This is a genomic window from Pseudomonas sp. LP_7_YM (assembly GCF_004364435.1).
Classification (GTDB): Bacteria; Pseudomonadota; Gammaproteobacteria; order Pseudomonadales; family Pseudomonadaceae; genus Aquipseudomonas.
The window spans coordinates 1-22,576 of sequence record NZ_SOCT01000002.1 but is presented as its reverse complement, the minus strand read 5'-3'; the positions used below and the strand labels follow the sequence as shown (position 1 = coordinate 22,576).

General features: G+C 58.7%; 23 protein-coding genes, 1 tRNA gene and 1 pseudogene. 17 read left to right on the top strand and 8 right to left on the bottom strand.

Annotation, left to right across the window (positions count from 1 at the left end; translation table 11 throughout):
- Nucleotides 1-5 precede the first annotated feature (5 nt).
- Nucleotides 6-1,031, bottom strand: a complete 1,026-nt coding sequence (hemH, locus tag EC915_RS05085) for a ferrochelatase (RefSeq protein WP_133749455.1) — start codon at nt 1,029-1,031, stop codon at nt 6-8.
- 14 nt (nt 1,032-1,045) lie between these two features.
- Nucleotides 1,046-1,948: a TIGR01777 family oxidoreductase gene (locus EC915_RS05080; RefSeq protein ID WP_133749454.1), complete on the bottom strand. Its 903-nt coding sequence runs from the start codon at nt 1,946-1,948 to the stop codon at nt 1,046-1,048.
- A 284-nt stretch (nt 1,949-2,232) separates the two neighbouring features.
- On the opposite strand from EC915_RS05080, the gene EC915_RS05075 reads away from it, so the two are divergent.
- The 6 genes from EC915_RS05075 to EC915_RS05050 all read left to right on the top strand — a co-directional run bounded on the left by EC915_RS05075 (nt 2,233) and on the right by EC915_RS05050 (nt 7,420).
- Nucleotides 2,233-3,219 (top strand): NAD(P)/FAD-dependent oxidoreductase, encoded by a 987-nt coding sequence (locus EC915_RS05075; RefSeq protein ID WP_133749453.1) that lies wholly within the window; start codon nt 2,233-2,235, stop codon nt 3,217-3,219.
- Nucleotides 3,216-3,431: a TIGR02450 family Trp-rich protein gene (locus EC915_RS05070; RefSeq protein ID WP_133749452.1), complete on the top strand. Its 216-nt coding sequence runs from the start codon at nt 3,216-3,218 to the stop codon at nt 3,429-3,431. Before EC915_RS05075 ends, EC915_RS05070 begins: the two co-directional genes overlap by 4 nt.
- Before the next feature lie 167 nt (nt 3,432-3,598).
- Nucleotides 3,599-4,579 (top strand): DUF523 and DUF1722 domain-containing protein, encoded by a 981-nt coding sequence (locus EC915_RS05065; RefSeq protein ID WP_133749451.1) that lies wholly within the window; start codon nt 3,599-3,601, stop codon nt 4,577-4,579.
- Nucleotides 4,580-4,582: 3 nt separating this feature from the next.
- Nucleotides 4,583-5,518, top strand: a complete 936-nt coding sequence (locus tag EC915_RS05060) for a MerR family transcriptional regulator (RefSeq protein ID WP_133749450.1) — start codon at nt 4,583-4,585, stop codon at nt 5,516-5,518.
- A gap of 9 nt (nt 5,519-5,527) precedes the next feature.
- Nucleotides 5,528-6,973, top strand: a complete 1,446-nt coding sequence (gene phrB / locus EC915_RS05055; protein ID WP_133749449.1) for a deoxyribodipyrimidine photo-lyase — start codon at nt 5,528-5,530, stop codon at nt 6,971-6,973.
- Nucleotides 6,974-7,102: 129 nt separating this feature from the next.
- A complete protein-coding gene (locus EC915_RS05050; protein WP_133749448.1) occupies nt 7,103-7,420 on the top strand; it encodes a YkgJ family cysteine cluster protein in 318 nt (105 codons plus the stop codon).
- A 136-nt stretch (nt 7,421-7,556) separates the two neighbouring features.
- Here EC915_RS05050 and EC915_RS05045 read toward each other — a convergent pair whose 3' ends face one another.
- From EC915_RS05045 to hemA, 6 genes are all read right to left on the bottom strand, one after another.
- On the bottom strand, nt 7,557-8,075 hold the full coding sequence (locus EC915_RS05045) for an acyloxyacyl hydrolase (RefSeq protein ID WP_133749447.1): 519 nt from the start codon (nt 8,073-8,075) through the stop codon (nt 7,557-7,559).
- A 112-nt stretch (nt 8,076-8,187) separates the two neighbouring features.
- Complete coding sequence (murI, locus tag EC915_RS05040; RefSeq protein ID WP_133749446.1) at nt 8,188-8,988, bottom strand: glutamate racemase; 801 nt, start codon at nt 8,986-8,988, stop codon at nt 8,188-8,190.
- Nucleotides 8,989-8,999: 11 nt separating this feature from the next.
- Nucleotides 9,000-9,755, bottom strand: coding sequence for a molybdopterin-synthase adenylyltransferase MoeB (locus tag EC915_RS05035; protein ID WP_133749445.1), 756 nt, complete (start codon nt 9,753-9,755; stop codon nt 9,000-9,002).
- A complete protein-coding gene (gene prmC / locus EC915_RS05030; protein WP_133749444.1) occupies nt 9,749-10,582 on the bottom strand; it encodes a peptide chain release factor N(5)-glutamine methyltransferase in 834 nt (277 codons plus the stop codon). Before prmC ends, EC915_RS05035 begins: the two co-directional genes overlap by 7 nt.
- Nucleotides 10,583-11,665: a peptide chain release factor 1 gene (gene prfA / locus EC915_RS05025; RefSeq protein ID WP_133749443.1), complete on the bottom strand. Its 1,083-nt coding sequence runs from the start codon at nt 11,663-11,665 to the stop codon at nt 10,583-10,585.
- Nucleotides 11,662-12,939 (bottom strand): glutamyl-tRNA reductase, encoded by a 1,278-nt coding sequence (gene hemA / locus EC915_RS05020; RefSeq protein ID WP_133749442.1) that lies wholly within the window; start codon nt 12,937-12,939, stop codon nt 11,662-11,664. Before hemA ends, prfA begins: the two co-directional genes overlap by 4 nt.
- Before the next feature lie 257 nt (nt 12,940-13,196).
- Between hemA and EC915_RS05015 the strand changes: the two genes are divergently transcribed.
- The 11 genes and pseudogenes from EC915_RS05015 to EC915_RS04965 all read left to right on the top strand — a co-directional run bounded on the left by EC915_RS05015 (nt 13,197) and on the right by EC915_RS04965 (nt 22,436).
- Nucleotides 13,197-14,924 (top strand): tetratricopeptide repeat protein, encoded by a 1,728-nt coding sequence (locus EC915_RS05015; RefSeq protein ID WP_133749441.1) that lies wholly within the window; start codon nt 13,197-13,199, stop codon nt 14,922-14,924.
- Nucleotides 14,925-14,927: 3 nt separating this feature from the next.
- Nucleotides 14,928-15,545, top strand: a complete 618-nt coding sequence (lolB, locus tag EC915_RS05010) for a lipoprotein insertase outer membrane protein LolB (protein ID WP_133749440.1) — start codon at nt 14,928-14,930, stop codon at nt 15,543-15,545.
- Entirely contained in the window at nt 15,542-16,399 is an 858-nt protein-coding gene (gene ispE, locus EC915_RS05005) for a 4-(cytidine 5'-diphospho)-2-C-methyl-D-erythritol kinase (RefSeq protein ID WP_133749439.1), read from the top strand. Before lolB ends, ispE begins: the two co-directional genes overlap by 4 nt.
- A 35-nt stretch (nt 16,400-16,434) precedes the next feature.
- Nucleotides 16,435-16,509: transfer RNA gene (locus EC915_RS05000), tRNA-Gln, on the top strand.
- 47 nt (nt 16,510-16,556) lie between these two features.
- Complete coding sequence (locus tag EC915_RS04995; protein WP_133749438.1) at nt 16,557-17,498, top strand: ribose-phosphate pyrophosphokinase; 942 nt, start codon at nt 16,557-16,559, stop codon at nt 17,496-17,498.
- Between the two features lie 139 nt (nt 17,499-17,637).
- Nucleotides 17,638-18,246: a 50S ribosomal protein L25/general stress protein Ctc gene (locus tag EC915_RS04990; protein ID WP_133749437.1), complete on the top strand. Its 609-nt coding sequence runs from the start codon at nt 17,638-17,640 to the stop codon at nt 18,244-18,246.
- A gap of 75 nt (nt 18,247-18,321) precedes the next feature.
- Nucleotides 18,322-18,906, top strand: coding sequence for an aminoacyl-tRNA hydrolase (gene pth, locus EC915_RS04985; protein WP_133749436.1), 585 nt, complete (start codon nt 18,322-18,324; stop codon nt 18,904-18,906).
- 21 nt (nt 18,907-18,927) lie between these two features.
- On the top strand, nt 18,928-20,028 hold the full coding sequence (ychF, locus tag EC915_RS04980) for a redox-regulated ATPase YchF (protein ID WP_133749435.1): 1,101 nt from the start codon (nt 18,928-18,930) through the stop codon (nt 20,026-20,028).
- A gap of 246 nt (nt 20,029-20,274) precedes the next feature.
- A pseudogene (locus tag EC915_RS04975) lies at nt 20,275-20,439 on the top strand (transposase); the annotation flags it as partial.
- Between the two features lie 87 nt (nt 20,440-20,526).
- Entirely contained in the window at nt 20,527-20,886 is a 360-nt protein-coding gene (tnpB, locus tag EC915_RS04970; protein ID WP_256658665.1) for an IS66 family insertion sequence element accessory protein TnpB, read from the top strand.
- 17 nt (nt 20,887-20,903) lie between these two features.
- Nucleotides 20,904-22,436, top strand: coding sequence for an IS66 family transposase (locus tag EC915_RS04965; protein WP_133749434.1), 1,533 nt, complete (start codon nt 20,904-20,906; stop codon nt 22,434-22,436).
- The last annotated feature ends 140 nt before the right edge of the window (nt 22,437-22,576 follow it).

Sequence of the window (22,576 nt, the reverse complement as noted above, 5' to 3'; positions counted from 1 at the left end):
GGCACTCAGACCATCGCAGGCGCCCGCTCGCACAGTGTGTTTAACGCCTTGGCCCAGTTCGGGTCGTCATTGAGGCAAGGAATCAGCACCAGCTCTTCTCCGCCCGCTTCCCTGAATTGCGCCGCGCCGCGATCACCGATTTCCTCCAGGGTCTCGATGCAGTCGGCAACAAACGCCGGGCACATGACCAGCAACTTCTTCACGCCCTGCCCTGCCAGCTCGGCCAGATGCGCCTCGGTATAGGGCTCGATCCATTTGGCCCGTCCCAGCCGCGACTGGAACGACACCGACCACTTGCCGTCGGGAATGCCCATCAGTCTGGCGAACTCGGCAGATGAGCGCATGCACTGCGCGCGGTAGCAAACGGCAAGCACTTCGGGCGGGGCTTTTGCACAGCAATCACCATTCTTGAAACAGTGATTTCCGGTCGGGTCAAGCTTGGTGATATGTCGTTCAGGCAAGCCATGGAAGCTCAGCAGCAGGTGATCGTAATCCTGCGCCAGATAGGGCTGAACACTCTGCACCAAGGCTTGCAGATACTCGGGCTGATTGAAGAACGGTGGCAGCAGGGCCAGCTCGAAACTGAGCTTCTTATCGCCAATCACACGTCTGGCTTCTTCGACGACGGTCGTCACCGTGCTGTCGGCGAACTGCGGATAAAGCGGCGCCAAGGTGATTTTTTTGATGCCTTGCGCTGCCAGCCGCGTCAGCACGGTTTCAATCGATGGCTCGCCGTAACGCATTGCCAGCTCAACCGGGCCGTGAGCCCACTCGCCAGTCATGGCCTGCTGCAGACGTTTGCTCAATACCACCAGGGGTGAGCCTTCGTCCCACCAGATCGAAGCATAGGCATGCGCCGACTGCTCCGGGCGCTTGACCAGAATCAGCGACACCAGCAAACGACGCACTGGCCAAGGCAGATCGATGACGTAAGGGTCCATCAGGAACTGGTTGAGGTAGCGGCGAACATCCGCAACTTCAGTAGAGGCTGGCGAACCCAGGTTAACCAGCAGCAACGCGTGATCGGTCATGCAACACCTTAATGTCAGTGGCGGCCTAAAAGATTTTCCAGGGCCGCGTGCAGATCGGTGAATCGGAAAGTGAACCCGGCTTCCTGCAATCGGCTCGGGTGTGCACGCTGGCCGCCCAGCAGCAGGATCGACAGCTCGCCCATCAATAAGCGCAAGGCGATGGCGGGCATGGGCATGAACGCGGGGCGATGCAGGATCGCAGCCAGCGTTTTGGCAAAGTCTCGGTTGCGAACCGGCAATGGCGCGCAGGCATTATAGGGACCCTGGGTATCCTTACGGTTCAACAGAAAATCAATCGCGGCGATTTGATCATCGATGTGAACCCATGGCATCCACTGACGTCCGCTGCCAATCGGCCCACCCATGCCCAGCTTGAAGGGCGGCAACAGACGCTGGAGCATGCCGCCGTCGCTGGAGAGCACCAGGCCGGTGCGCAGTAACACCACGCGAATGCCAAGCGCCTGCGCCCTCTGCGCGGTTTCCTCCCAGGCGATGCACAGCCGACTGGCGAAATCTTCGCTGACCGGCTGAGAAGTTTCGTCCAGCTCCCGCTCGCCCCCGTCGCCGTACCAGCCCACTGCAGACCCAGAGATCAGCACGCCAGGTTTCTGCTCGCGACGCTCAAGCCAGGTCATCAGTTGTTCAGTGAGAGTAATGCGGCTGTCCCACAACAGCATCTTGCGCTTGCGGGTCCAGGGGCGGTCGGCAATCGGCGCCCCGGCCAGATTGATCACCGCATCCACAGGCTCCTGACCAAGGTCGTCCGGATGAGCGATACCACGCACGCTGGTCCCGCAAAGGCGCTGTACCTGGTCAGGCTTGCGGCTCCATACCGTCAGCCGATGCCCCTGATCGAGCCAGTGTTGACACAGGCGCCGGCCCATCAAACCTGTACCGCCGGTCAGCAAAATATGCATGGGTATCTTCCTCGCGTAGCGATCATCGCAATTGAGTAGTCTATTTCTTCACAAGACTACGCATGTGAATAAAGCGTAGGCCACGCTATGGAGAACAGGCCGGCCTTCCACGTTTGCTGGCGCCACCCACGCTGTTGACCGATTCTGCTGAAGCGTCGCTGTCGATATTGATCGCAAAGCGGTCAGCGTCCTGCATGTCGGAGGACGATAAGTTATACCGAAAAACAGCATTGTACAGGTTTTAACTACGGCGTAGTCTGTGCAGACAAGGTAACGAGGCCCCTATGACTGTACCTATCGCAATCATCGGTACCGGTATCGCCGGACTCTCTGCCGCCCGCGCACTGCACGCTGCCGGGCATGGCGTTCATCTTTTCGACAAGAGCCGTGGCAGCGGCGGGCGCATGTCCAGTAAACGCAGCGATGCGGGCGCACTGGACATGGGCGCGCAGTACTTCACCGCGCGTGATCGCCGCTTTGCCGCTGCGGTTCAGCAATGGCAGGCCGATGGGCATGTCGCCGAATGGACGCCCACGCTCTACACCTTCCGCAGTGGCAAGCTTGGCCCGTCGCCCGATGAGCAAGTGCGATGGGTCGGCACGCCGCGCATGAGCGCCATCACCCGCGCGATGCTCGCTGACATGCCGGTCACGTTCTCCTGCCGCATCACTGAAGTGTTTCATGGCGAAGAACACTGGAGCCTGCTCGACGCCGAAGGTCGCAGCCACGGGCCGTTCAGCCAGGTGGTCATCGCCATTCCGGCGCCGCAAGCAACGGCGCTGCTCGCGGCCGCGCCCAAGCTGGCCAGTGTCGTCGCGGGCGTGAAAATGGAGCCTACCTGGGCCGTCGCCCTGGCCTTCGACGCCCCACTGCAAACGTCGCTGCAAGGCTGCTTCGTGCAGGACAGCCCTATCGACTGGCTTGCGCGCAACAGAAGCAAGCCCGGGCGCGACGAAAGCATGGACACCTGGGTGCTGCACGCCACCAGCGTCTGGAGCCGTCAGCATCTGGACATGCCCAAGGAGCAGGTCATCGACCACCTGCACGGGGCGTTTGCCGAGCTTATCAACTGTGCGATGCCAGCTCCGGCGTTCACCCTTGCCCATCGCTGGCTGTATGCGCGGCCTGCGGGTGGGCGTGAAGTCGGTGCATTGTCCGATCCCGATCTGGGACTGTACGTGTGTGGCGACTGGTGCCTGTCCGGGCGAGTGGAAGGCGCATGGCTCAGCGGTCAAGAGGCGGCACGCCGCTTACTCGAGCACCTCAAGTGAATCGTCTTAATCCGCGCAAATTGCTGCTGTCGAAGTGGACGGCGGCCCACCCTCTGAATCGCGAAAGGCATTTTCTGGTGACCGAGCTGTTTTGCGATGAAGAAGGCACCGTGCTGGAGATCGAGTTGCAAGCGGTACTCACCCGCCGCAACGAACGGGTTGTCTGGCGGGTATTGCAAGATAAGCAGCATTGGCTGATGGGCTGGCAATAGCGCATTCGTCTCCCCAAGGCACAGCCATGCGCCACCCCTCCTCTAGCGCCGTCCATCGCCCCGCTAAAAATCTTGTACAAACTATTTGACTTGTACAACTCCAAATCTATGATGAACACAAGTTGTACAGCCACCTGAGGCTGTACAAGCAGTCGTCGAGGTTTGTCATGCGCGCAGTCCTGCAGCAATCATCGCAACAAACAACCAAACCCAAATTGGGCGTCAGCGCATGCTTGATGGGTGCAGAGGTACGATTCAACGGTGGACACAAGGAGTCGCACCTGCTGACCCGGGCGCTCAACGAGTATTTCGACTTCGTGCCTGCCTGTCCCGAGGTCGCCATCGGCCTGGGCATCCCCCGTGAAACGATCCGGCTGGTGGGTGACCCCAAACATCCCCAAGCGGTCGGCACTGTCCATGAAGACCTGAACGTCACCCGCCCACTGGCCGAATATGGCGAGCAAATGGCCAGGCAGATGAATGATATCTGTGGCTATATCTTCATGCAGAAGTCGCCCTCCTGCGGTCTGGAGCGGGTTAAGGTTTATCGCGAGAACGGCGCCCCCTTCGATGCCGGTGGGCGTGGCATCTATGCCCAGGCGTTCTGCGCCAGACAGCCGGACTTGCCCGTGGAAGAAGACGGTCGACTGTGCGACCCGGTGCTGCGGGAAAACTTCATCACCCGCGTCTTTGCCTACGCCGCCTGGCAGCAAGTGCTCAAGGATGGTGTCACGCGTCGAGCGCTCACCGAATTTCACTCGCGCTACAAATATCAACTGATGGCCAACGATCCACGCCAGTACAGGGCGCTGGGTAATCTGCTGGGCAATATGGGGCGCAGCGACCCCGCCGAGCTTGCGCCACGCTATTTCAGCGCTTTGATGAGCGCACTGAAAACTCCGGCCACTCGCCGCACCCATACCAATGTCCTGCAGCACATCTGCGGTTATTTGCGAGACACCATCAGCGCCTCCGACAAACAGGAAATCCAGATGCTCATCGATCAGTATCACCAAGGCATCGTGCCGCTGGTGGTGCCGCTGACGCTGCTCAAGCATCACTTCCGCCAACACCCTGACCCATACATTGCCTTGCAGGTTTACCTGCAGCCGCATCCAGAAAACCTCAGCCTGCGCAATGCCATCTGAACCATGAAAGATACCCACTCCGAACCGCAGAACGATACGCAAGATTACGCTCACGCCCTTGAAGAAGGCTGGCTGCCGATCCGGGAAGTCGCCCGTCTGACCGGGGTGAACGCTGTAACCCTGCGCGCTTGGGAGCGTCGATACGGGCTGATCGTGCCCCACCGCACGCCCAAGGGTCATCGCCTGTACAGCACTGCGCACGTTGACCGGGTGCTGACCATCCTCACCTGGCTCAATCGTGGTGTATCGGTCAGCCAGGTCAAACAGCTGATTGATCATCAACAGCCACCACCGCCGAGCCTGGAAAACGATTGGGACCCACTGCGCCAGACCCTGCTGCAGGCGATCACGACGCTGTCCGAGCGGCGTCTGGACGACACGTTGAATCAGGCCATGTCGCTCTATCCACCGCGCACCCTGTGCGAGCAATTGTTATTGCCGCTGCTGGCTTCACTGGAGCAACGCTGGCAGGGGCAATTCGGCGCGCAGCTTGAGCGGGTATTCTTCTACTCATGGCTGCGCAGCAAGTTTGGCGCGCGTCTTTACAACAACAATCGGCAGGTCAGCGGCGCCCCCCTGTTACTGATCAATCAGTCGGACCTGCCATTGGAGCCGCACTTGTGGCTGACCGCCTGGCTTGTGAGCAGCGCCGATTGTCCTGTGGAAGTTTTTGACTGGCCCCTTCCTCCTGGGGAGCTGAGCCTGGCCTGCGAATACCTCAAGCCCCGTGCTGTGCTGTTGTATTCCAGTAAATCGCTGAATCTGAGCCAGCTGCCACGCCTGCTGTACAACATCGCCTGCCCGACCTTCATCATCGGCCCCACCGTGCGTATCCATGCGACCGAACTGCCCCTGTCTGTCGAGCAAATCGCAGGCCTTACCCTGGCCGAAGACCCTTTGGCTGCCCAGAACGCGCTACAGCGGCTGGGCATCATTTAAGGAATGAACATGCAACTGATATGGCTGCGGACCGACCTGCGTGTACACGACAACACCGCGCTGAGCGCTGCGATGGAACAAGGGCCTGTGCTTGCCGTGTACATGCTCAGCCCCGCACAGTGGCGCAGTCACGACGACGCGCCAGTCAAGGTCGACTTCTGGTTGCGTAACCTGTCGGCCTTGAAATCCGAACTGCAGGCCTTGAACGTTCCGTTACTGATCGTGCACGCCGACACCTGGGACAAGGCGCCACAGGCCCTGCGGGATCTGTGCAAGACTCAGGGTATCGAGCAGGTCCACGTCAATGAGGAATACGGTGTTAACGAGGAAAAACGTGATCGGGCCGTTGAGGCTGCGCTGGCGAAAGATGATGTCGGGTTTACCCGCCATCTCGACCAGCTGTTTTTCAAGCCGGGCAGCGTGCTGACCAAAAGCGGTGGCTATTTCAAGGTTTTCACGCAGTTCCGCAAGGTTTGCTACGCACGCCTTCACCATTCGGTGCCAGCCTTGGTGCGCCTGCCGCAAAAGCAATCGCCTGTGCACGTGATCTGCGACGAGCTGCCCGACAGCGTAGAAGGCTTTGCGACACCTTCGCAGGCGCTGCAGAAGCTGTGGCCGGCCGGTGAAAACGAAGCCCGCAGGCGTCTTGAGCAGTTTACTGACGATCAGGTGCATTACTACGATGACGAACGCGACTTCCCTGCCAAGCCTGGTACCAGTCAGATTTCGGCGTATCTGGCGGCGGGCGTCGTCTCTCCCCGGCAGTGTCTGCATGCGGCGTTGCGCAGCAACAACGGTGAGTTCGAAACCGGCAATGTCGGATCGGTGACCTGGATCAACGAGTTACTTTGGCGAGAGTTTTACAAACATGTACTGGTTGGCTTTCCTCGGGTCTCCCGCCATCGCGCTTTCCGCCCGGAGACCGAAGCGCTGAGATGGCGACACGCGCCCAAGGAACTGGAAGCCTGGCAACAGGGCCGAACCGGGCTGCCGATTGTCGACGCCGCCATGCGCCAGCTGCTGACGACCGGCTGGATGCACAACCGCCTGCGCATGATCGTGGCAATGTTTCTCACCAAAAACCTGCTGATCGATTGGCGTGAGGGCGAGCGCTTTTTCATGCAGCACCTGATCGACGGTGACTTGGCCGCGAATAACGGCGGTTGGCAGTGGAGCTCTTCGACCGGTACCGACTCCTCGCCGTATTTCCGCATCTTCAATCCGCTGAATCAGTCTGAGCGCTTTGACCCGCAAGGCCTGTTCATCAGGAAGTGGGTCCCGGAGTTGGCAGAACTGAACAAGCGCGATATCCACGACCCTTCGGCGCTGGGCGGACGATTCGCCATCGACGGCTACCCCGCGCCGATCGTCGACCTCAAATCCAGCCGCGAGCGCGCACTCACGGCCTTTAAATCCCTGCCTCGCCGACAGGTTGAGATTCAGGCCCATGACTGACTTGCAGCATGATGACGCCGGGGTTTTCATCAAACGTGCGCCATCGCTCGGCATTTTCGGCCGGGCGCTTGGGCAATCGAATATCAGCCCGGCTCCCGACGGCGGTGCCGCTGCTTTACAATGTCGCACATGAAAGTCATCCCCTTGTTTCAACTTCCTGTGGAATCCACCGAACCCGCCATCACCTGTTCAACCTGCGCAGCCTGTTGCTGCCAGCTGGAGGTGATGCTGATCACGGACACCGGCGTCCCTGAGCGTTTTATCGATACTGACGACTGGGGTGGAGAAGTGATGCTGCGTCTGGACGACGGCTGGTGCGCAGCGCTGGATCGCGACACGATGATGTGCACGATCTACGACAGAAGACCGTTGATCTGCAGGGAATTCGAGATGGGTGCACCGGAGTGCATTACCGAGCGCGAAGGCATTGCGACGGCGTATTTATAAGCGTGGTCAGGCGTAAGCACCCGAACCCCTGTCGAAGCGAACTCATTCGCGAAGAGGTGATACAGACGATGATGCTCTTCGGCTGTGTTGACCTTGCGAGTGAATTCGCCCCTACAGACTTGCAGCGACTGATCGCTTAGAACGGCATCGTGTAATGAATGGCGTAGCTTTCGATACCATCGTTATTGCTAGTCATGCCGCCATTGGAGTAGTGAGTGGCACGCAGGCCGACTTCATGACCACCGGCAAAGCGCAGGCCGAAACCCAGACGGTCTTCGAACTGGAATGCGCTGCCCAGTTTGTTGCCTTCAACTTCCGTGCGCTGGAACACTGCGGCACCGATACCCGCCTCAACATAAGGCTTGACGCTGTCGCCGGCGAATTCGTAAACGAACACCGGAGAAAACGACAGGCTGTTGTTGCTGGCACTCTTGTCACCTTCCCAGTAGGTGTAAGCGCCACTCCAGTAGCCGGTCAGACGACCAACACCGGTCTGCCACCAGCTTTTATCCCAATCAAATTGCGCGCCCAAACGATAGGTCATCGTGGATTCGCCGGTGTGCCCGACCGAAAACTCGACTCCATCAGCTTGTGCGATCGCACTTTGCCCCAATAACGCAGCCGCAATCGCAGCCAAACAAAACAGTCGCTTCATCTGAAACATCCCATTTCCGAATGCAGGTAGAAATTTTTATATCAACAGACTGGCTATAGAAATTCGCCAGAGAACAATAGTTCAGCGCTGACCAGTGCTATTCACGTTTTTTTCACGAAACGAAGCTTCGCACACTGTCAGATTTTTTCCACAACAAAGGTAGGACGTTTCTGAAATTTTCTGGATTTCCGCTCGTCCAGAACTGCGTCGGCTGCGGACGACCACTCGCCAAAAGCTCCTGCTGGCTGAGCAGACGCTGAAGTTGGCGTGCGACTGCGGCCCCTGTATCGACCAGACTGATGGACGCCGGAATCATTTCCCGCAGCAGCGGTTTGAGGAAGGGATAGTGGGTACAGCCGAGAATAATAGTGTCGCAGCCCGCCGCCAGGAGCGGCTCGACGTAGCTTTGCAACAATTGACGGATGACCGGGCTGTCCAGATCCCCGGTCTCGATCAGCTCCACCAGCCCCGGACAGGGCTGGGTGATGACCTGGACGTCAGCGGCGAAGCGGTCGAGCAAGGCGGCAAACTTGGCGCTCTGCAAGGTACCCGTGGTCGCCAGAACCCCCACGACACCCGTTTTTGTCGCAGCCGCTGCTGGCTTGACCGCAGGCTCCATGCCGACCAGCGGCCAGTCAGGATAACGCTCGCGCAGGTCGGCAACAGCGGCGACGGTGGCGGTATTGCAAGCCAGCACCAGGGCTTTTGCGCCCTGCTCACGAAAGAACTCGGCAATGGCGACACAGCGCTGACGAATGAACTCAGGCGTCTTTTCACCGTAGGGGATATGCCCGCAATCGGCCACATAAAGCAGGGATTCATTAGGCAGTAACTGACGTATCTCGCCCAGCACCGACACTCCGCCGACACCGGAGTCGAATACCCCCACAGGCGCGTCGTTGTCTCTAGCCATGCTCGACCGTTCTATTCATGGGCCGCCCCACACACGCTGCAACCCGGATCACGTTTGACTTTAAGCTCGCGAAAGCGCGTGCCCAATGCATCGATCAACAATAGACGGCCCACCATCGGCTCGCCAAACCCGGCCAACAGCTTGAGGGCCTCGAGCGCCTGCAGGCTTCCCACCAGGCCTACCAACGGCCCGATGACGCCCGCCTCGCTGCAGGTCAGTTCGCTTTCACTGCCATGCCCGTACAGACAGTGATAGCAGGGGCTGTCGGCGCGTCGCGGATCGAATACCGACAGTTGCCCTTCCAGACGAATCGCCGCGCCGCTGACCAACGGCCTGGCCGCCACGACACAGGCTGCGTTCACTGCTTCGCGCGTGGTGAAGTTATCCGAGCAGTCGAGCACCAGATCCACCGACTCGACGGCGGTCGCCAGTGAATCTTCATCCAGCGCGGCAAGATGGGGCACCAGATTGATCTCAGGATTGATCGCAGTCAGGCGATTGATCGCCGAATCGACCTTGTTCTGCCCCACGCTCTGAGTGTCGTGGATGATCTGCCGCTGCAGATTGGTCAGATCAACCCTGTCAAAGTCCGCCAGATGCAGCTCGCCAACCCCGGCGGCGGCCAGGTACAGCGCGACCGGCGAACCCAACCCGCCCATGCCGACGATCAGCACGCGACTCTGCTTGAGGCGCAGTTGCCCTTCGATATCGACGTGCTGCAGGAGGATCTGCCGGCTGTAGCGCAACAGTTCTTCGTCGCTTAACACGACACGCGCCCGAAGGTAATGCGTTCGTGATCACCCAGATCCCGTCGCGTCTGGATCTGCTCGAAACCATGACCCAAGAGCAGATCACGCACAGCCGGACCCTGATCGTGGCCGTGCTCCAGCAACAGCCAGCCGTCCGAGGCCAGATGCACAGGCGCCTGGGAAACGATCAGCCGCAGGTCGTCCAGCCCGTCCGGGCCAGAAACCAGCGCGCTGCTGGGCTCGAAACGCACGTCGCCTTCGGCCAGATGCGGATCGCTGGCGGCTACATAAGGAGGATTGCTCAGGATCAGGTCAAAACGCTGGCCCTCCACCGCGCTGAACCAATGGCTGTGCAGCACTTGCGCATTGTCCAGATGCAGACGCCGACGATTGCGCTCGGCCAGTTCGACCGCCTCTTGCACACGGTCGACCGCCGTGACCTCCCACTGCGGGCGATCCTTGGCCAGCGACAAGGCGATTGCGCCCGTGCCAGTGCCCAGATCGAGCAAACGGTGAGCAATCGCACCGGGTAGCAACTCCAATGCGGTTTCCACCAGCATCTCGGTTTCGGGACGAGGAATCAGCGTGTGCGTGGCGACCTCAAGGTCAATGCTCCAGAAACCCTGTTGCCCCAGAATGTAAGCCACCGGCTCTCCGGTGCGTCGACGCTGCAAGTAACCCGCGAACGCCTGGGCCGCTTCGGTGCTGACAATACGCTCCGGCCAGGTGTGCAAAAAGCTGCGCGGCTTGCCCAGTGCTGCCGCCAACAACAGTTCGACATCCAGACGAGCTGTCGGCGAATCCGGCAACTCAGCGTTTCTTAACAAGCTGGCGATAATGGTCATTTACTCACCCAGTGCCGCAAGTTGGTCTGCCTGATACTCGGCAAGCAACGGTTCTATCACTGCATCGACCCCGCCGGCCAGAACTTCATCCAGCGAATACAACGTCAGGTTCACGCGATGGTCCGTCACTCGCCCCTGTGGAAAATTGTACGTGCGGATGCGTTCCGAACGATCACCCGAACCCACCAGCAATTTACGCTCACTGGCGATCGCGTTGGCGGCCGCAGCGGTTTGCTGATCGTTAAGCTTGGCCGACAGCCAGGACATGGCCCGGGCGCGGTTCTTGTGCTGGGAACGCTCTTCCTGGCACTCGACGACAATACCGGACGGCAAGTGCGTGATACGAATCGCCGAGTCGGTCTTGTTCACGTGCTGGCCACCGGCGCCGGAAGAGCGGTAGGTGTCGACGCGCAAGTCCGCCGGGTTGATCTCGATTGTTTGTTGCTCGTCGGGCTCCGGCAACACTGCGACGGTGCAGGCAGAGGTGTGGATCCGGCCCTGGGATTCGGTCTCGGGCACCCGCTGTACGCGGTGTGCACCGGACTCGAACTTCAGTTTGCCGTAGACATTCTCACCCTCGACACGAGCGATGACTTCCTTGAAGCCGCCATGCTCGCCCTCGTTCTCAGACAGAATCTCTACCCGCCAGCCTCGGCGCTCGGCATAACGCGAGTACATACGAAACAGGTCGCCGGAGAAAATCGCGGCTTCATCGCCACCGGTGCCAGCGCGGATTTCCAGAAACACGTTACGCCCGTCATTGGGGTCCTTGGGCAGCAGCATCTTCTGCAGGTCGCTTTCCAGTACCTCCAACTGATCCTTGGCCTCGTGCACTTCCTCGATCGCCATTTCGCGCATATCCGGGTCGCTGTCCTTGAGCAGCGCCTGTGCACCTTCGAGATCGCCCTGCACCTTCTGCAGTTGCCTGTACACCTGGATCACTGGCTCGACCTCCGCGTACTCACGAGAGTAGGCGCGAAATCGGGTCTGATCGGAAATGACTTCGGCATCGCCAAGCAGCGCGGTCAATTCCTCGAAACGGTCGCTGAGCACGTCCAGCTTATTGAGCAGTGAAGCTTTCATTGCTGAGTTTTTTCCGTGGAGCCCTCAGTGAGGGCAAAGAGTTCCTGGGCCATGGCCAACGCATCGACGCGGCCTTCGGCAGATAGCTTTTTCAGTTGCACGCTTGGCGCATGCATCAGCTTATTGGTCAGCCCGCGTGCCAGCGCCATCAATACATCCTCGGCGTTGCTGCCGTTGGCGAGCATGCGTTGCGCCTTTTGCAATTCTTCGTCGCGCAGACGTTCGCTCTGCTGACGATAGGCCTTGAGCACGTCCACCGCGGCCAGTTCGCGCAAGCGCGACATGAAATCATCGACACCGACGCCCACCAGTTCCTCGGCGGCCTGGGCAGCGCCCTGACGGCTCTTGAGGTTTTCCGCGACGACTTCGTGGAGATCGTCCACGGTGTACAGGTAAACGTCGTCCAGCTCGCCGACTTCCGGCTCGATGTCACGCGGGACAGCGATATCGACCATGAAGATCGGTTTGTGCTTGCGCAACTTGAGTGCGCTTTCCACTGCGCCTTTGCCGAGGATAGGCAGCTGGCTGGCGGTGGAGCTGATGACAATGTCACTGTTGACCAGCTCTGCCGGAATATCAGCCAGCAGCACCGCATGGGCACCGAACTCTTCGGCCAGAATGCTCGCGCGTTCCAGCGTGCGGTTGGCAACGACGATGCGCTTGACCCCCAGGTCGTGCAGGTGCCGTGCAACCAGCGTAATGGTCTCGCCAGCGCCGATCAGCAGGGCCTGACTGCGTTGCAGATCACTGAATATCTGCTTGGCCAGGCTGACGGCGGCAAACGCGACCGAGACCGGGTTTTCACCGATGGCGGTGTCGGTGCGCACCTGCTTGGCAGCACTGAACGTCGCCTGAAACAGGCGGCCCAGTAATGGACCAATGGTTCCGGCTTCGCGAGCCACGGCATACGCCGATTTCATCTGCCCGAGAATCTGCGGTTCACCCAGCACCAGCGAGTCGAGGCCCGACGCCACACGCATCATGTGGCGAACAGCCGCGTCATCTTCATGCACATAGGCGCTTGCGCGCAGTTCGTCGACGTTAAGGTGGTGATAATCGGCCAACCAGCGCAATACGACATCTGCAGTCAGTTGGTCCTGCTCTATATAAAGCTCGCTGCGATTGCAGGTCGAAAGGATGGCCGCTTCGCGGCTCTGAGTCAGACGGCAAAGCTGCTGCAACGCTTCAACCAGTTGCTCAGGGGTAAATGCCACGCGCTCGCGGACGTCCACTGATGCAGTCTTATGGTTGATACCCAGAGCAAGAAAGGCCATTCAAGGTCGCTGATGGTGACGTGAAGCCGGCAATTGTCCTACTTCAATAGATTCAGAACAACCACCACAATGCATTCAGAACGTCTGGCAATGGCTATTGTCCCTATAGAGATTCGCTTTGCTGCCTTGGCGCTGCGACAAATTGTCCAGGCGCGGACTGTAAATGCCGGGTCCTGGTTTTCGAGTGGGCTGTGGGTTTGCTCCCTGCCTTGTGTCATGATGCCTTCAAACCGCAGGTAAGCCGCCCTTTCTCCTATATGAATAAATCCTCCGCGTTGTTCCTTGCCCTTGTCGCTCTCGGTGGCTGTCAGTCTACGATCCCCACTTCCTCGGAGTCTGCCGCTCCAGCGAAAGAGACGACGTCCACGCCTGATGCCAAGCCCCAGGTCTATGGTTCGTTCACCCAGGAAACCGTCGTCAGCCTGCTGACCGCTGAACTGGCCGGACAGCGCAATCGCTTCGACATTGCGCTGGATAACTATGTGACCCAGGCGATTCAGACTCAGGATCCGGGCATTTCCGAGCGGGCTTTCCGTATTGCCGAGTACCTGGGCGCCGATCAGGCCGCCCTCGACACTTCGATGATCTGGGCCCGGAACGACCCGGGCAACCTTGAAGCGCAACGCGCTGCGGCCATTCAACTGGCCCGCTCAGGGCGCTATGACGACTCCATGCGTTATATGGAGAAGGTACTGCAGGGCCAGGGCGATACTCATTTCGACTTTTTGGCGCTGTCGGCGGCAGAAACCGACTCCAATACGCGCAAAGGCCTGCTGAACAGCTTCGACCGCCTGCTTGCCAAATACCCGAAAAACGGCCAGCTGATTTTCGGCAAGGCCCTGCTGCTGCAACAGGAAGGCGACAACGCGGCGTCGCTCCAGCTGCTCGAAGACAATCCGCCGGGTGAAGGCGAGGTTGCACCGATTCTGCTGCGCGCACGCCTGCTGCAAAGCATGAACCGCGGCAAGGAAGCGATGCCCCTGCTGGAAAAGAGCATCAAGAAATACCCGGACGACAAACGCCTGCGCCTGACGTACGCCCGCATGCTGGTTGAACAGAACCGCATGGAGGACGCCAAGGTCCAGTTCTCAAGCCTGGTTCAGCAATACCCGGATGATGATGAGCTGCGTTACTCGCTAGCCTTGGTGTGCCTGGAAAACAAGGCCTGGGATGAAGCCCAAGGTTATCTGGAAGATCTGGTCACCCGCGGCAGCCACGTCGATTCGGCCCATGTGAACCTCGGCCGCATTTACGAAGAGCGCAACGATCCACAAGACGCTCTCAGCGAATATGCGCAAGTCGGGCCGGGCAATGACTATCTGCCTGCACAACTTCGTCAGGCCGATATTCTGATGAGCAATGGCAGCACTGCCGAGGCCTCCAAGCGTTTGGCCCAAGCGCGCGCCGATCAGCCCGATTACACCATTCAGCTGTACCTGATCGAAGCCGAAACCCTGGCCAACAACAATCAAAGCGACCGCGGCTGGCAAGTGTTGACTCAGGCGCTCAAACAGTACCCGGACGACCTCAATCTGCTCTATACCCGCGCAATGCTGGCCGAGAAGCGCAACGACCTGAAGCAGATGGAGACCGATCTGCGGGCGATTCTAAAACGCGAGCCGGACAACGCCATGGCGCTGAACGCGCTGGGCTACACCCTGTCCGATCGCACTACGCGCTACGCCGAAGCCAAAGAGCTGATCGAGCGTGCTCATCAGCTGAACCCCGAAGATCCGGCTGTACTCGACAGTCTCGGCTGGGTTAATTACCGCCTGGGCAATCTTGATGAGGCCGAACGTCTGCTACGTGAGGCTCTGGAGCGCTTTCCAGATCATGAAGTTGCCGCCCATCTGGGCGAAGTGCTCTGGGCCAAAGGCAACCAGCGCGAAGCCCGTAAAGTCTGGGGCAAAGCCCTTGAACAACAACCTGACAGCCCGGCCCTGCGCAGCACCCTCAAGCGCCTGACCGGCTCCGAGAACCTTTGATTTATGTTATTGCGCCACGTACTTGCATTCAGTTTGATCGCTTTACTCGCTGGCTGCGCCGGCATCACGTCGCATGAAGCCGTACAGGGCAAGGGCGACGCCAGCCAATGGCGGGTCAACAAGGAGCAGCTCGCCACGCTCGATGGCTGGCAGATCAACGGCAAGGTCGGCATTCGCGCACCCAAGGATTCCGGCAGCGGTACGCTGTTCTGGCTACAACGGCAGGACTACTACGACATTCGCCTCTCGGGCCCGCTGGGTCGCGGCGCTGCGCGCTTGACCGGCCGTCCCGGCGCGGTCTCGCTGGAAGTCGCCAACCAAGGCCGGTATGACGCGCCGGACCCGGAAACCCTGCTCAAGGATCAACTGGGCTGGAAATTGCCGGTTTCCCACTTGGTCTGGTGGGTCCGGGGCCTGCCCGCTCCCGACAGCAAGAGCAGCCTGACCCTGGACGGCGAAAGTCGCCTGTCGAAACTGGAGCAGGACGGCTGGCAGATCGAATACCTCAGTTACACCGAGCAGAATGGCTATTGGCTTCCCGAGCGCATGAAACTGCACGGTCAGGACCTGGACGTCACGCTGGTGATTAAGGACTGGCAACCGCGCAAGCTTGGGCAATGACCGTGTCCCGGCCTCTTTTGACACTGCCTGCGCCTGCCAAACTGAACCTGATGCTGCACATTCTCGGCCGTCGACCTGACGGCTATCACGAGCTGCAGACCCTTTTTCAGTTTCTTGACTACGGCGATGAGCTGAGTTTTGCCCTGCGTGAAGACGGAGAGGTACGCCTGCAAACGGAAATTGTAGATGTTCCTCATGACAGCAACCTGATCGTCAAAGCGGCGCGCGCACTCAAAGAACAGTCCGGCTCGCCGCTGGGTGCCGACATCTGGCTGAAGAAAGTACTGCCCATGGGTGGCGGAATCGGCGGCGGGAGTTCGGATGCCGCCACCACCCTGCTGGGTCTCAACCATTTATGGCACCTGGACTGGGACGAAGATCGTCTTGCTACGCTGGGCCTCACGCTCGGGGCTGACGTGCCGGTTTTCGTGCGTGGGCACGCCGCATTTGCAGAGGGTGTCGGCGAAATCCTCACCCCGGTAAACCCCGAAGAACCGTGGTATATCGTGCTTGTGCCGCAAGTATCTGTAAGTACAGCAGAAATTTTTTCAGATCCACTGTTGACACGTGACACTGCGCCCATTAAAGTGCGCCCCGTTCCCAAGGGAAACAGTCGGAATGACTGCTTACCGGTTGTAGCAAGGCGTTATCCAGATGTTCGTAACGCATTGAATTTGTTAGGTAAATTTACCGAAGCAAAATTAACCGGAACTGGAAGTTGTGTGTTTGGGGCCTTCCCAAACAAAGCTGAAGCTGATAAAGTCTCGGCCCTTCTTACAGAGACCCTTACAGGGTTTGTAGCAAAAGGCAGCAACATCTCGATGTTGCACCGCAAGTTGCAAACACTGCTCTAAGAGAACCGAGTGCTAGGCACTCGTGCAACAGATACAGGGGCGTCGCCAAGCGGTAAGGCAGCAGGTTTTGATCCTGCCATGCGTTGGTTCGAATCCAGCCGCCCCTGCCATTTTCCTATAGTCATCCAGGCATACCCTAAGCCTCCAGGTACTGCGCGTGTCCAAGATGATGGTCTTTACGGGGAACGCCAACCCCGATCTGGCTCGGCGTGTCGTACGTCAGCTGCATATCCCTCTCGGTGACATCTCTGTCGGTAAGTTCTCCGACGGTGAAATTACAGCCGAGATCAATGAAAACGTTCGTGGTAAAGACGTCTTCATTATTCAGCCGACCTGCGCTCCGACCAACGATAACCTGATGGAGCTCGTCGTGATGGCTGATGCCTTCCGTCGCTCCTCGGCTACTCGTATCACTGCTGTTATTCCTTATTTTGGTTATGCCCGTCAGGATCGCCGTCCGCGTTCCGCACGCGTGGCTATAAGCGCCAAAGTGGTTGCGGACATGCTCACCGTTGTCGGTATCGACCGGGTGCTGACCGTTGACCTGCACGCAGACCAGATTCAAGGCTTCTTCGATATTCCGGTAGATAACATCTACGGCTCCCCGGTTCTGGTGGATGACATCGAAGACCAACGCTTCGAAAACCTGATGATCGTTTCCCCGGATATCGGTGGCGTCGTGCGTGCACGTGCCGTAGCCAAGTCCCTGGGCGTCGATCTCGGGATCATCGACAAGCGCCGTGAGAAGGCCAATCACTCCGAAGTGATGCACATCATTGGTGACGTCGAAGGTCGTACCTGTATTCTCGTCGACGACATGGTCGATACCGCAGGCACCCTGTGCCATGCGGCTAAAGCCCTGAAAGAACATGGCGCTGCCAAGGTTTTCGCCTACTGCACACACCCTGTGCTGTCGGGTCGGGCCATCGAGAATATCGAAAAATCCGTGTTGGACGAGCTGGTGGTCACTAATACCATCCCGTTGTCCGCTGCAGCACAAGCCTGTAACCGTATCCGTCAACTGGATATCGCACCGGTAGTCGCTGAAGCGATGCGTCGCATCAGCAATGAAGAATCGATCAGCGCGATGTTCCGATAAGGGCCCTGCCCTCTCGAATCATCCGTTGACGAAAAGCGCCCCGCCCCAACCATCACCGTTGGGGCGGGGCTTTTTTGCCCATGCCGTGTTGGCGCTGGTCGCAAACGTCACTCGGGAATGGCTATTTTGGAGATACCACATGACTGATTTTATTCTGAACGCCCAAGCGCGTACTGACCTGGGGAAAGGTGCGAGCCGCCGCCTGCGTCGTCTCGCTGCCTCTGTCCCAGCCGTTGTCTACGGTGGTGACAAAGAAGCAGCTTCGATCACTATCGAAGCCAAGGAAATGGCCAAACTGTTCGAAAACGAAGCGGCTTTCAGCCACGTTATCGAACTGAACGTTGATGGCGCCAAGCAGAACGTGATCGTTAAAGCGATGCAACGTCACCCTGCCAAGCAGTTCATCATGCACGCCGACTTCATCCGCGTCGTAGCTGGCCAGAAACTGACCGCTATCGTCCCAGTGCACTTCATTAACGAAGAAGCACCGGTCAAGAAAGGCGGCGAGATCTCGCACACTACCACTGAGCTGGAAGTGACCTGCCTGCCTAAAGACCTCCCTGAGTTCATCGAAGTTGACCTGGGCGCGCTGGAAATTGGCGACAACGTTCACCTGTCCGACGTCAAGGCACCTAACGGTGTCGAATTCGTCGCTCTGGCACACGGCAAGGACCTGGACATCGCAAACGTCCACGCTCCACGCATTGTCCAGGACGAAGAAGGCACCGCAGAAGGCGAAGCAGAGTAATTATTACTCGCTAGCCGGTTGAACCCGTGATGATGCGCGGCATCATCACACTCGACCCAAGGAAGAGCCCCTGACGTGACCGCCATCCAACTGATCGTCGGCCTGGGAAATCCAGGCCCCGAATACGAACAGACCCGGCATAACGCAGGGGCTCTTTTCGTTGAGCGTATTGCCAGCGCCCAGCGCGTCAATCTGACCGCTGACCGCAAATATTTCGGCCTGACGGCTAAATTCAGCCATCAGGGCCAAGACGTTCGTCTGCTGATTCCCACCACCTACATGAACCGTAGCGGCCAGTCCGTCGTGGCACTGGCGGGTTTCTTCCGGATCCCACCGCAGTCCATTCTGGTGGCCCACGACGAACTCGACCTGCTTCCGGGCGTCGCCAAACTCAAACTGGGTGGCGGGCACGGCGGGCATAACGGGCTGCGCGACATTATTGCGCAGCTCGGTAACCAGAACGGCTTTCATCGCCTGCGGCTCGGCATCGGCCACCCCGGCGATGCCAGTCTGGTCTCCAATTTTGTTCTGGGTCGTGCGCCACGCGCCGAACAGGAAAAACTGGACGCCAGTATCGACTTTGCCCTCGGCGTGCTGCCGGATGTCCTCGCAGGCGACTTCGCCAAGGCGATGCGTGTCCTGCACAGCCAGAAGGCCTGACATCACTCGAGGGGATACACCATGGGATTTAACTGCGGCATCGTCGGCCTGCCCAACGTCGGCAAGTCCACCTTGTTCAACGCCCTGACCAAATCCGGTATTGCGGCGGAGAACTTTCCCTTCTGCACCATCGAACCGAACAGCGGCATCGTAGCCATGCCCGATCCACGCCTGCAGGCGCTGGCTGACATCGTCAACCCGAAGCGCATCCTGCCGACCACGATGGAGTTCGTCGACATCGCAGGTCTGGTAGCAGGCGCATCGAAAGGTGAAGGTCTGGGCAACAAATTCCTGGCCAACATCCGCGAAACCGATGCCATCGCCCACGTGGTCCGCTGCTTCGAAGACGAGAACGTGATTCACGTTTCCAATAGCGTCGACCCGAAACGCGACATCGAGATCATCGACCTGGAACTGATCTTCGCCGACCTCGACAGCTGCGAGAAGCAACTGCAGAAGGTCACGCGCAACGCCAAGGGCGGCGACAAGGAAGCAGTGGTCCAGAAGGGCTTGCTGGAACAATTGATCGCCCACTTCACTGAAGGCAAACCTGCGCGCAGCCTGATGAAGAACATGGGTGTCGACGAGAAAACCGTGGTCAAGGGCTTTCACCTGCTGACCACTAAGCCGGTGATGTACATCGCCAACGTCGCTGAAGACGGTTTCGAAAACAACCCGCACCTGGACGTGGTTCGCGCCATTGCTGAAGAAGAAGGCGCCATGCTGGTGCCGGTCTGCAACAAGATCGAAGCCGAAATCGCCGAGCTCGACGATGGCGAAGAAAAGGACATGTTCCTCGAAGCTCTGGGCCTCGAAGAACCCGGCCTTAACCGCGTGATCCGCGCAGGTTACGAGATGCTGCACCTGCAGACCTACTTCACTGCCGGTGTCGAAGAAGTCCGCGCCTGGACGGTACGCGTCGGTGCCACAGCGCCACAAGCGGCTGGTGTGATCCACACCGACTTCGAAAAAGGCTTCATTCGCGCCGAATGCGTCGCCTACAACGACTTCATCCAGTACAAGGGCGAAGCCGGTGCCAAGGAAGCAGGCAAATGGCGTCTGGAAGGCAAGGACTACATCGTCAAGGACGGTGACGTGTTGCACTTCCGCTTCAACGTCTGATCGGCATATTAAGTTTCAGGGTGTTTTTTGAAACACTGAGAAACTGATCAAACCCCATTAAAACCGCGCCTTTGCGCGGTTTTACTGTTTCAGAATGTCCCTTTTGTTCCGCTGATGCAGAATTGACCCAGCTGCCGATATTTCGCTGACCCAAGCTTCTACTCCGTAAAGCGTTAGGCTCTGTACGTAAACCCAGAAAATACGATTTTCTGTAAAATACATCGCCATCAAAGCCAGGAGGCCAAGATGGCAAAGCGGTATGAACTCCCCGACGCAACCTGGGATCTGGTTGCAGATATCTTCACCAAAACCCAACGCACCGGGCGCCCTCGGGCCGATGATCGCCTAATGCTTAACGGTATCCTTTGGGTGCTTTGCTCTGGCGCAGCATGGCGAGATATGCCCGAGCGATTGTAACCGCTCCACGAACCCCACATTCCAAGCGAATAGCTGACAGCTGATGCTGAGCTCCCGATTTCCTCTCAGGAGCCGCTTACCATGATGCGTCCCGACGCCAGCGTTGAAAAAGTGTACCTCTACCCGAAACCCGTCGACTTCAGCAAATCCATCGACGGCTTGGCTGCCCAGGTCGAACTCGATATCAAAGTGGCGGTGTTTGACCCCGTACTCTTCGTTTTCCTGAATCGCCACCGCAACCGAGTCAAAGTGCTGTATTGGGAGCGCAACGGCTTTTGCCTTTGGCTCAAGCGTCTGGAGTGCGAGCGTTTCAAAACTTCACCCGATGAACTCGATGAGGCCATCGTGCTGACCGTGCAAGAGTTGAACTGGTTACTGGACGGATTTGATCTATGGCGCAACCGCCCGCATAAGGTTCTGACGCCAAGATTTGTGGCCTGACGGGTATAATCCGGGGTATGAAATTGATGCCTGAAGACCTCCCTGATGACCCGATATCGCTCAAGCAGATGCTGCTTGATGCCCAGGAAGTCAAAGAAGCCTACGCCACCCACATCGTTGATCTGAAAGAACAGATCAAGCTGTTGCGTGACCGTCTATTCGGTCGTAAATCCGAGCAGACGGTCGAGCCCAATACGCCGCAACTGGCGCTGTTCAACGAGCCTGAAAGCGAGCCGATGCCTGCGGTCGGCGACGCTGATGAAGAGGTCGTTGCCCCGGTCAAGCGTCGAGGTAAGCGCAAGCCGTTGTTGGCTGATCTGCCGCGCATCGAAGTCATCCACGACCTGCCCGAACACGAGCTGACCTGCGCCTGCGGTTGCCGTAAACATGTGATCGGCGAAGAAACCAGCGAGCAGCTGGATATCGTGCCGACGCAAATCCGCGTGATCAAACACATCCGCAAAGTCTACGGCTGCCGGGGTTGTGAGTCGGCCCCTGCCACTGCCGACAAGCCTGCGCAGTTGATCGAAAAGAGCATGGCCAGCCCGAGCGTGCTGGCCATGCTGCTGACCACCAAGTATGTCGACGGCTTGCCGTTGCATCGTTTCGAGACAGTGCTGAGCCGTCACGGCATAGAAATCTCGCGTCAAACCCTGGCTCGCTGGATTATCCAATGCGGCGAGCATCTGCAACCGTTGTTGAATTTGATGCGCGACCGGCTACTGGAGAGCCCGGTCATCCACTGCGATGAAACCCGCGTTCAGGTGCTGAAAGAACCGGATCGAGACCCGACCCGCCAATCCTGGATGTGGGTGCAGGCCAGTGGGCCGCCGGACAGAAAAGTCGTGCTGTTTGACTACACGTCCAGCCGTGCGCAGGAAGTGCCGTTGCGCCTGCTGGAAAGTTATCGCGGCTATGTGATGACCGACGATTACGCGGGCTACAACGCGTTGGCGTTGCAACCGGGCGTGGAACGCCTGGCGTGTATGGCTCATGCCCGGCGCAAGTTCGTGGAAGCACAGAAAGTGCAGCCTAAGGGCAAGACTGGGCGTGCAGATATCGCAATGACAATGATCAACAAGCTGTACGGCATCGAGCGTGAACTAAAAGATGGCAGCGACGAGCGGCGGTTTATTGGTCGTCAGGAAAGGAGTCTGCCGATCCTGGCGCAGTTGAAAAGCTGGCTGGATAAAACGCAGCCCCAAGTAACGCCACAAAGTGTATTGGGCAAGGCAGTGAACTATCTGGCGAACAACTGGAGCCGGCTGGAACGCTACGTGGAAGCCGGATTTTTACCGATCGACAACAATGCCGCCGAAAGAGCGATAAAGCCGTTTGTTATTGGGCGCAAGGCGTGGCTTTTCAGCGACACGCCTAAAGGCGCCACCGCCAGTGCACAGATCTACAGCTTGGTTGAGACCGCGAAGGTCAACGGCCAAGAGCCCTATACATGGCTGCGCCACGTGCTTGAGCGGCTGCCGCAGGCGCAATCGGTAGCCGACTACGAAGCGCTGCTGCCGTGGAATTGTTCGCCAGAAATGTCACGGTAACCGGGAAGCGCCTCCGACGGTAGGTGGGGTTTATGGATCGCACTCTGTTCCAAGACCCGGCGAACCGTTTCCTCAGGCAAAGACGACTTGCGTCCACGCCCAGGTTGGTCGACCAATCCGTCCAGTCGACGTGCCCGGAA

What these genes read in the sequence shown, in the direction of transcription:
- hemH (WP_133749455.1), bottom strand. Translation starts at nt 1,031, where the DNA reads ATGACCGATCACGCGTTGCTGCTGGTTAACCTGGGTTCGCCAGCCTCT.
- EC915_RS05080 (WP_133749454.1), bottom strand. Translation starts at nt 1,948, where the DNA reads ATGCATATTTTGCTGACCGGCGGTACAGGTTTGATGGGCCGGCGCCTG.
- EC915_RS05075 (WP_133749453.1), top strand. Translation starts at nt 2,233, where the DNA reads ATGACTGTACCTATCGCAATCATCGGTACCGGTATCGCCGGACTCTCT.
- EC915_RS05065 (WP_133749451.1), top strand. Translation starts at nt 3,599, where the DNA reads ATGCGCGCAGTCCTGCAGCAATCATCGCAACAAACAACCAAACCCAAA.
- EC915_RS05060 (WP_133749450.1), top strand. Translation starts at nt 4,583, where the DNA reads ATGAAAGATACCCACTCCGAACCGCAGAACGATACGCAAGATTACGCT.
- phrB (WP_133749449.1), top strand. Translation starts at nt 5,528, where the DNA reads ATGCAACTGATATGGCTGCGGACCGACCTGCGTGTACACGACAACACC.
- EC915_RS05050 (WP_133749448.1), top strand. Translation starts at nt 7,103, where the DNA reads ATGAAAGTCATCCCCTTGTTTCAACTTCCTGTGGAATCCACCGAACCC.
- EC915_RS05045 (WP_133749447.1), bottom strand. Translation starts at nt 8,075, where the DNA reads ATGAAGCGACTGTTTTGTTTGGCTGCGATTGCGGCTGCGTTATTGGGG.
- murI (WP_133749446.1), bottom strand. Translation starts at nt 8,988, where the DNA reads ATGGCTAGAGACAACGACGCGCCTGTGGGGGTATTCGACTCCGGTGTC.
- prmC (WP_133749444.1), bottom strand. Translation starts at nt 10,582, where the DNA reads ATGACCATTATCGCCAGCTTGTTAAGAAACGCTGAGTTGCCGGATTCG.
- prfA (WP_133749443.1), bottom strand. Translation starts at nt 11,665, where the DNA reads ATGAAAGCTTCACTGCTCAATAAGCTGGACGTGCTCAGCGACCGTTTC.
- hemA (WP_133749442.1), bottom strand. Translation starts at nt 12,939, where the DNA reads ATGGCCTTTCTTGCTCTGGGTATCAACCATAAGACTGCATCAGTGGAC.
- EC915_RS05015 (WP_133749441.1), top strand. Translation starts at nt 13,197, where the DNA reads ATGAATAAATCCTCCGCGTTGTTCCTTGCCCTTGTCGCTCTCGGTGGC.
- lolB (WP_133749440.1), top strand. Translation starts at nt 14,928, where the DNA reads ATGTTATTGCGCCACGTACTTGCATTCAGTTTGATCGCTTTACTCGCT.
- ispE (WP_133749439.1), top strand. Translation starts at nt 15,542, where the DNA reads ATGACCGTGTCCCGGCCTCTTTTGACACTGCCTGCGCCTGCCAAACTG.
- EC915_RS04990 (WP_133749437.1), top strand. Translation starts at nt 17,638, where the DNA reads ATGACTGATTTTATTCTGAACGCCCAAGCGCGTACTGACCTGGGGAAA.
- ychF (WP_133749435.1), top strand. Translation starts at nt 18,928, where the DNA reads ATGGGATTTAACTGCGGCATCGTCGGCCTGCCCAACGTCGGCAAGTCC.
- tnpB (WP_256658665.1), top strand. Translation starts at nt 20,527, where the DNA reads ATGATGCGTCCCGACGCCAGCGTTGAAAAAGTGTACCTCTACCCGAAA.
- EC915_RS04965 (WP_133749434.1), top strand. Translation starts at nt 20,904, where the DNA reads ATGAAATTGATGCCTGAAGACCTCCCTGATGACCCGATATCGCTCAAG.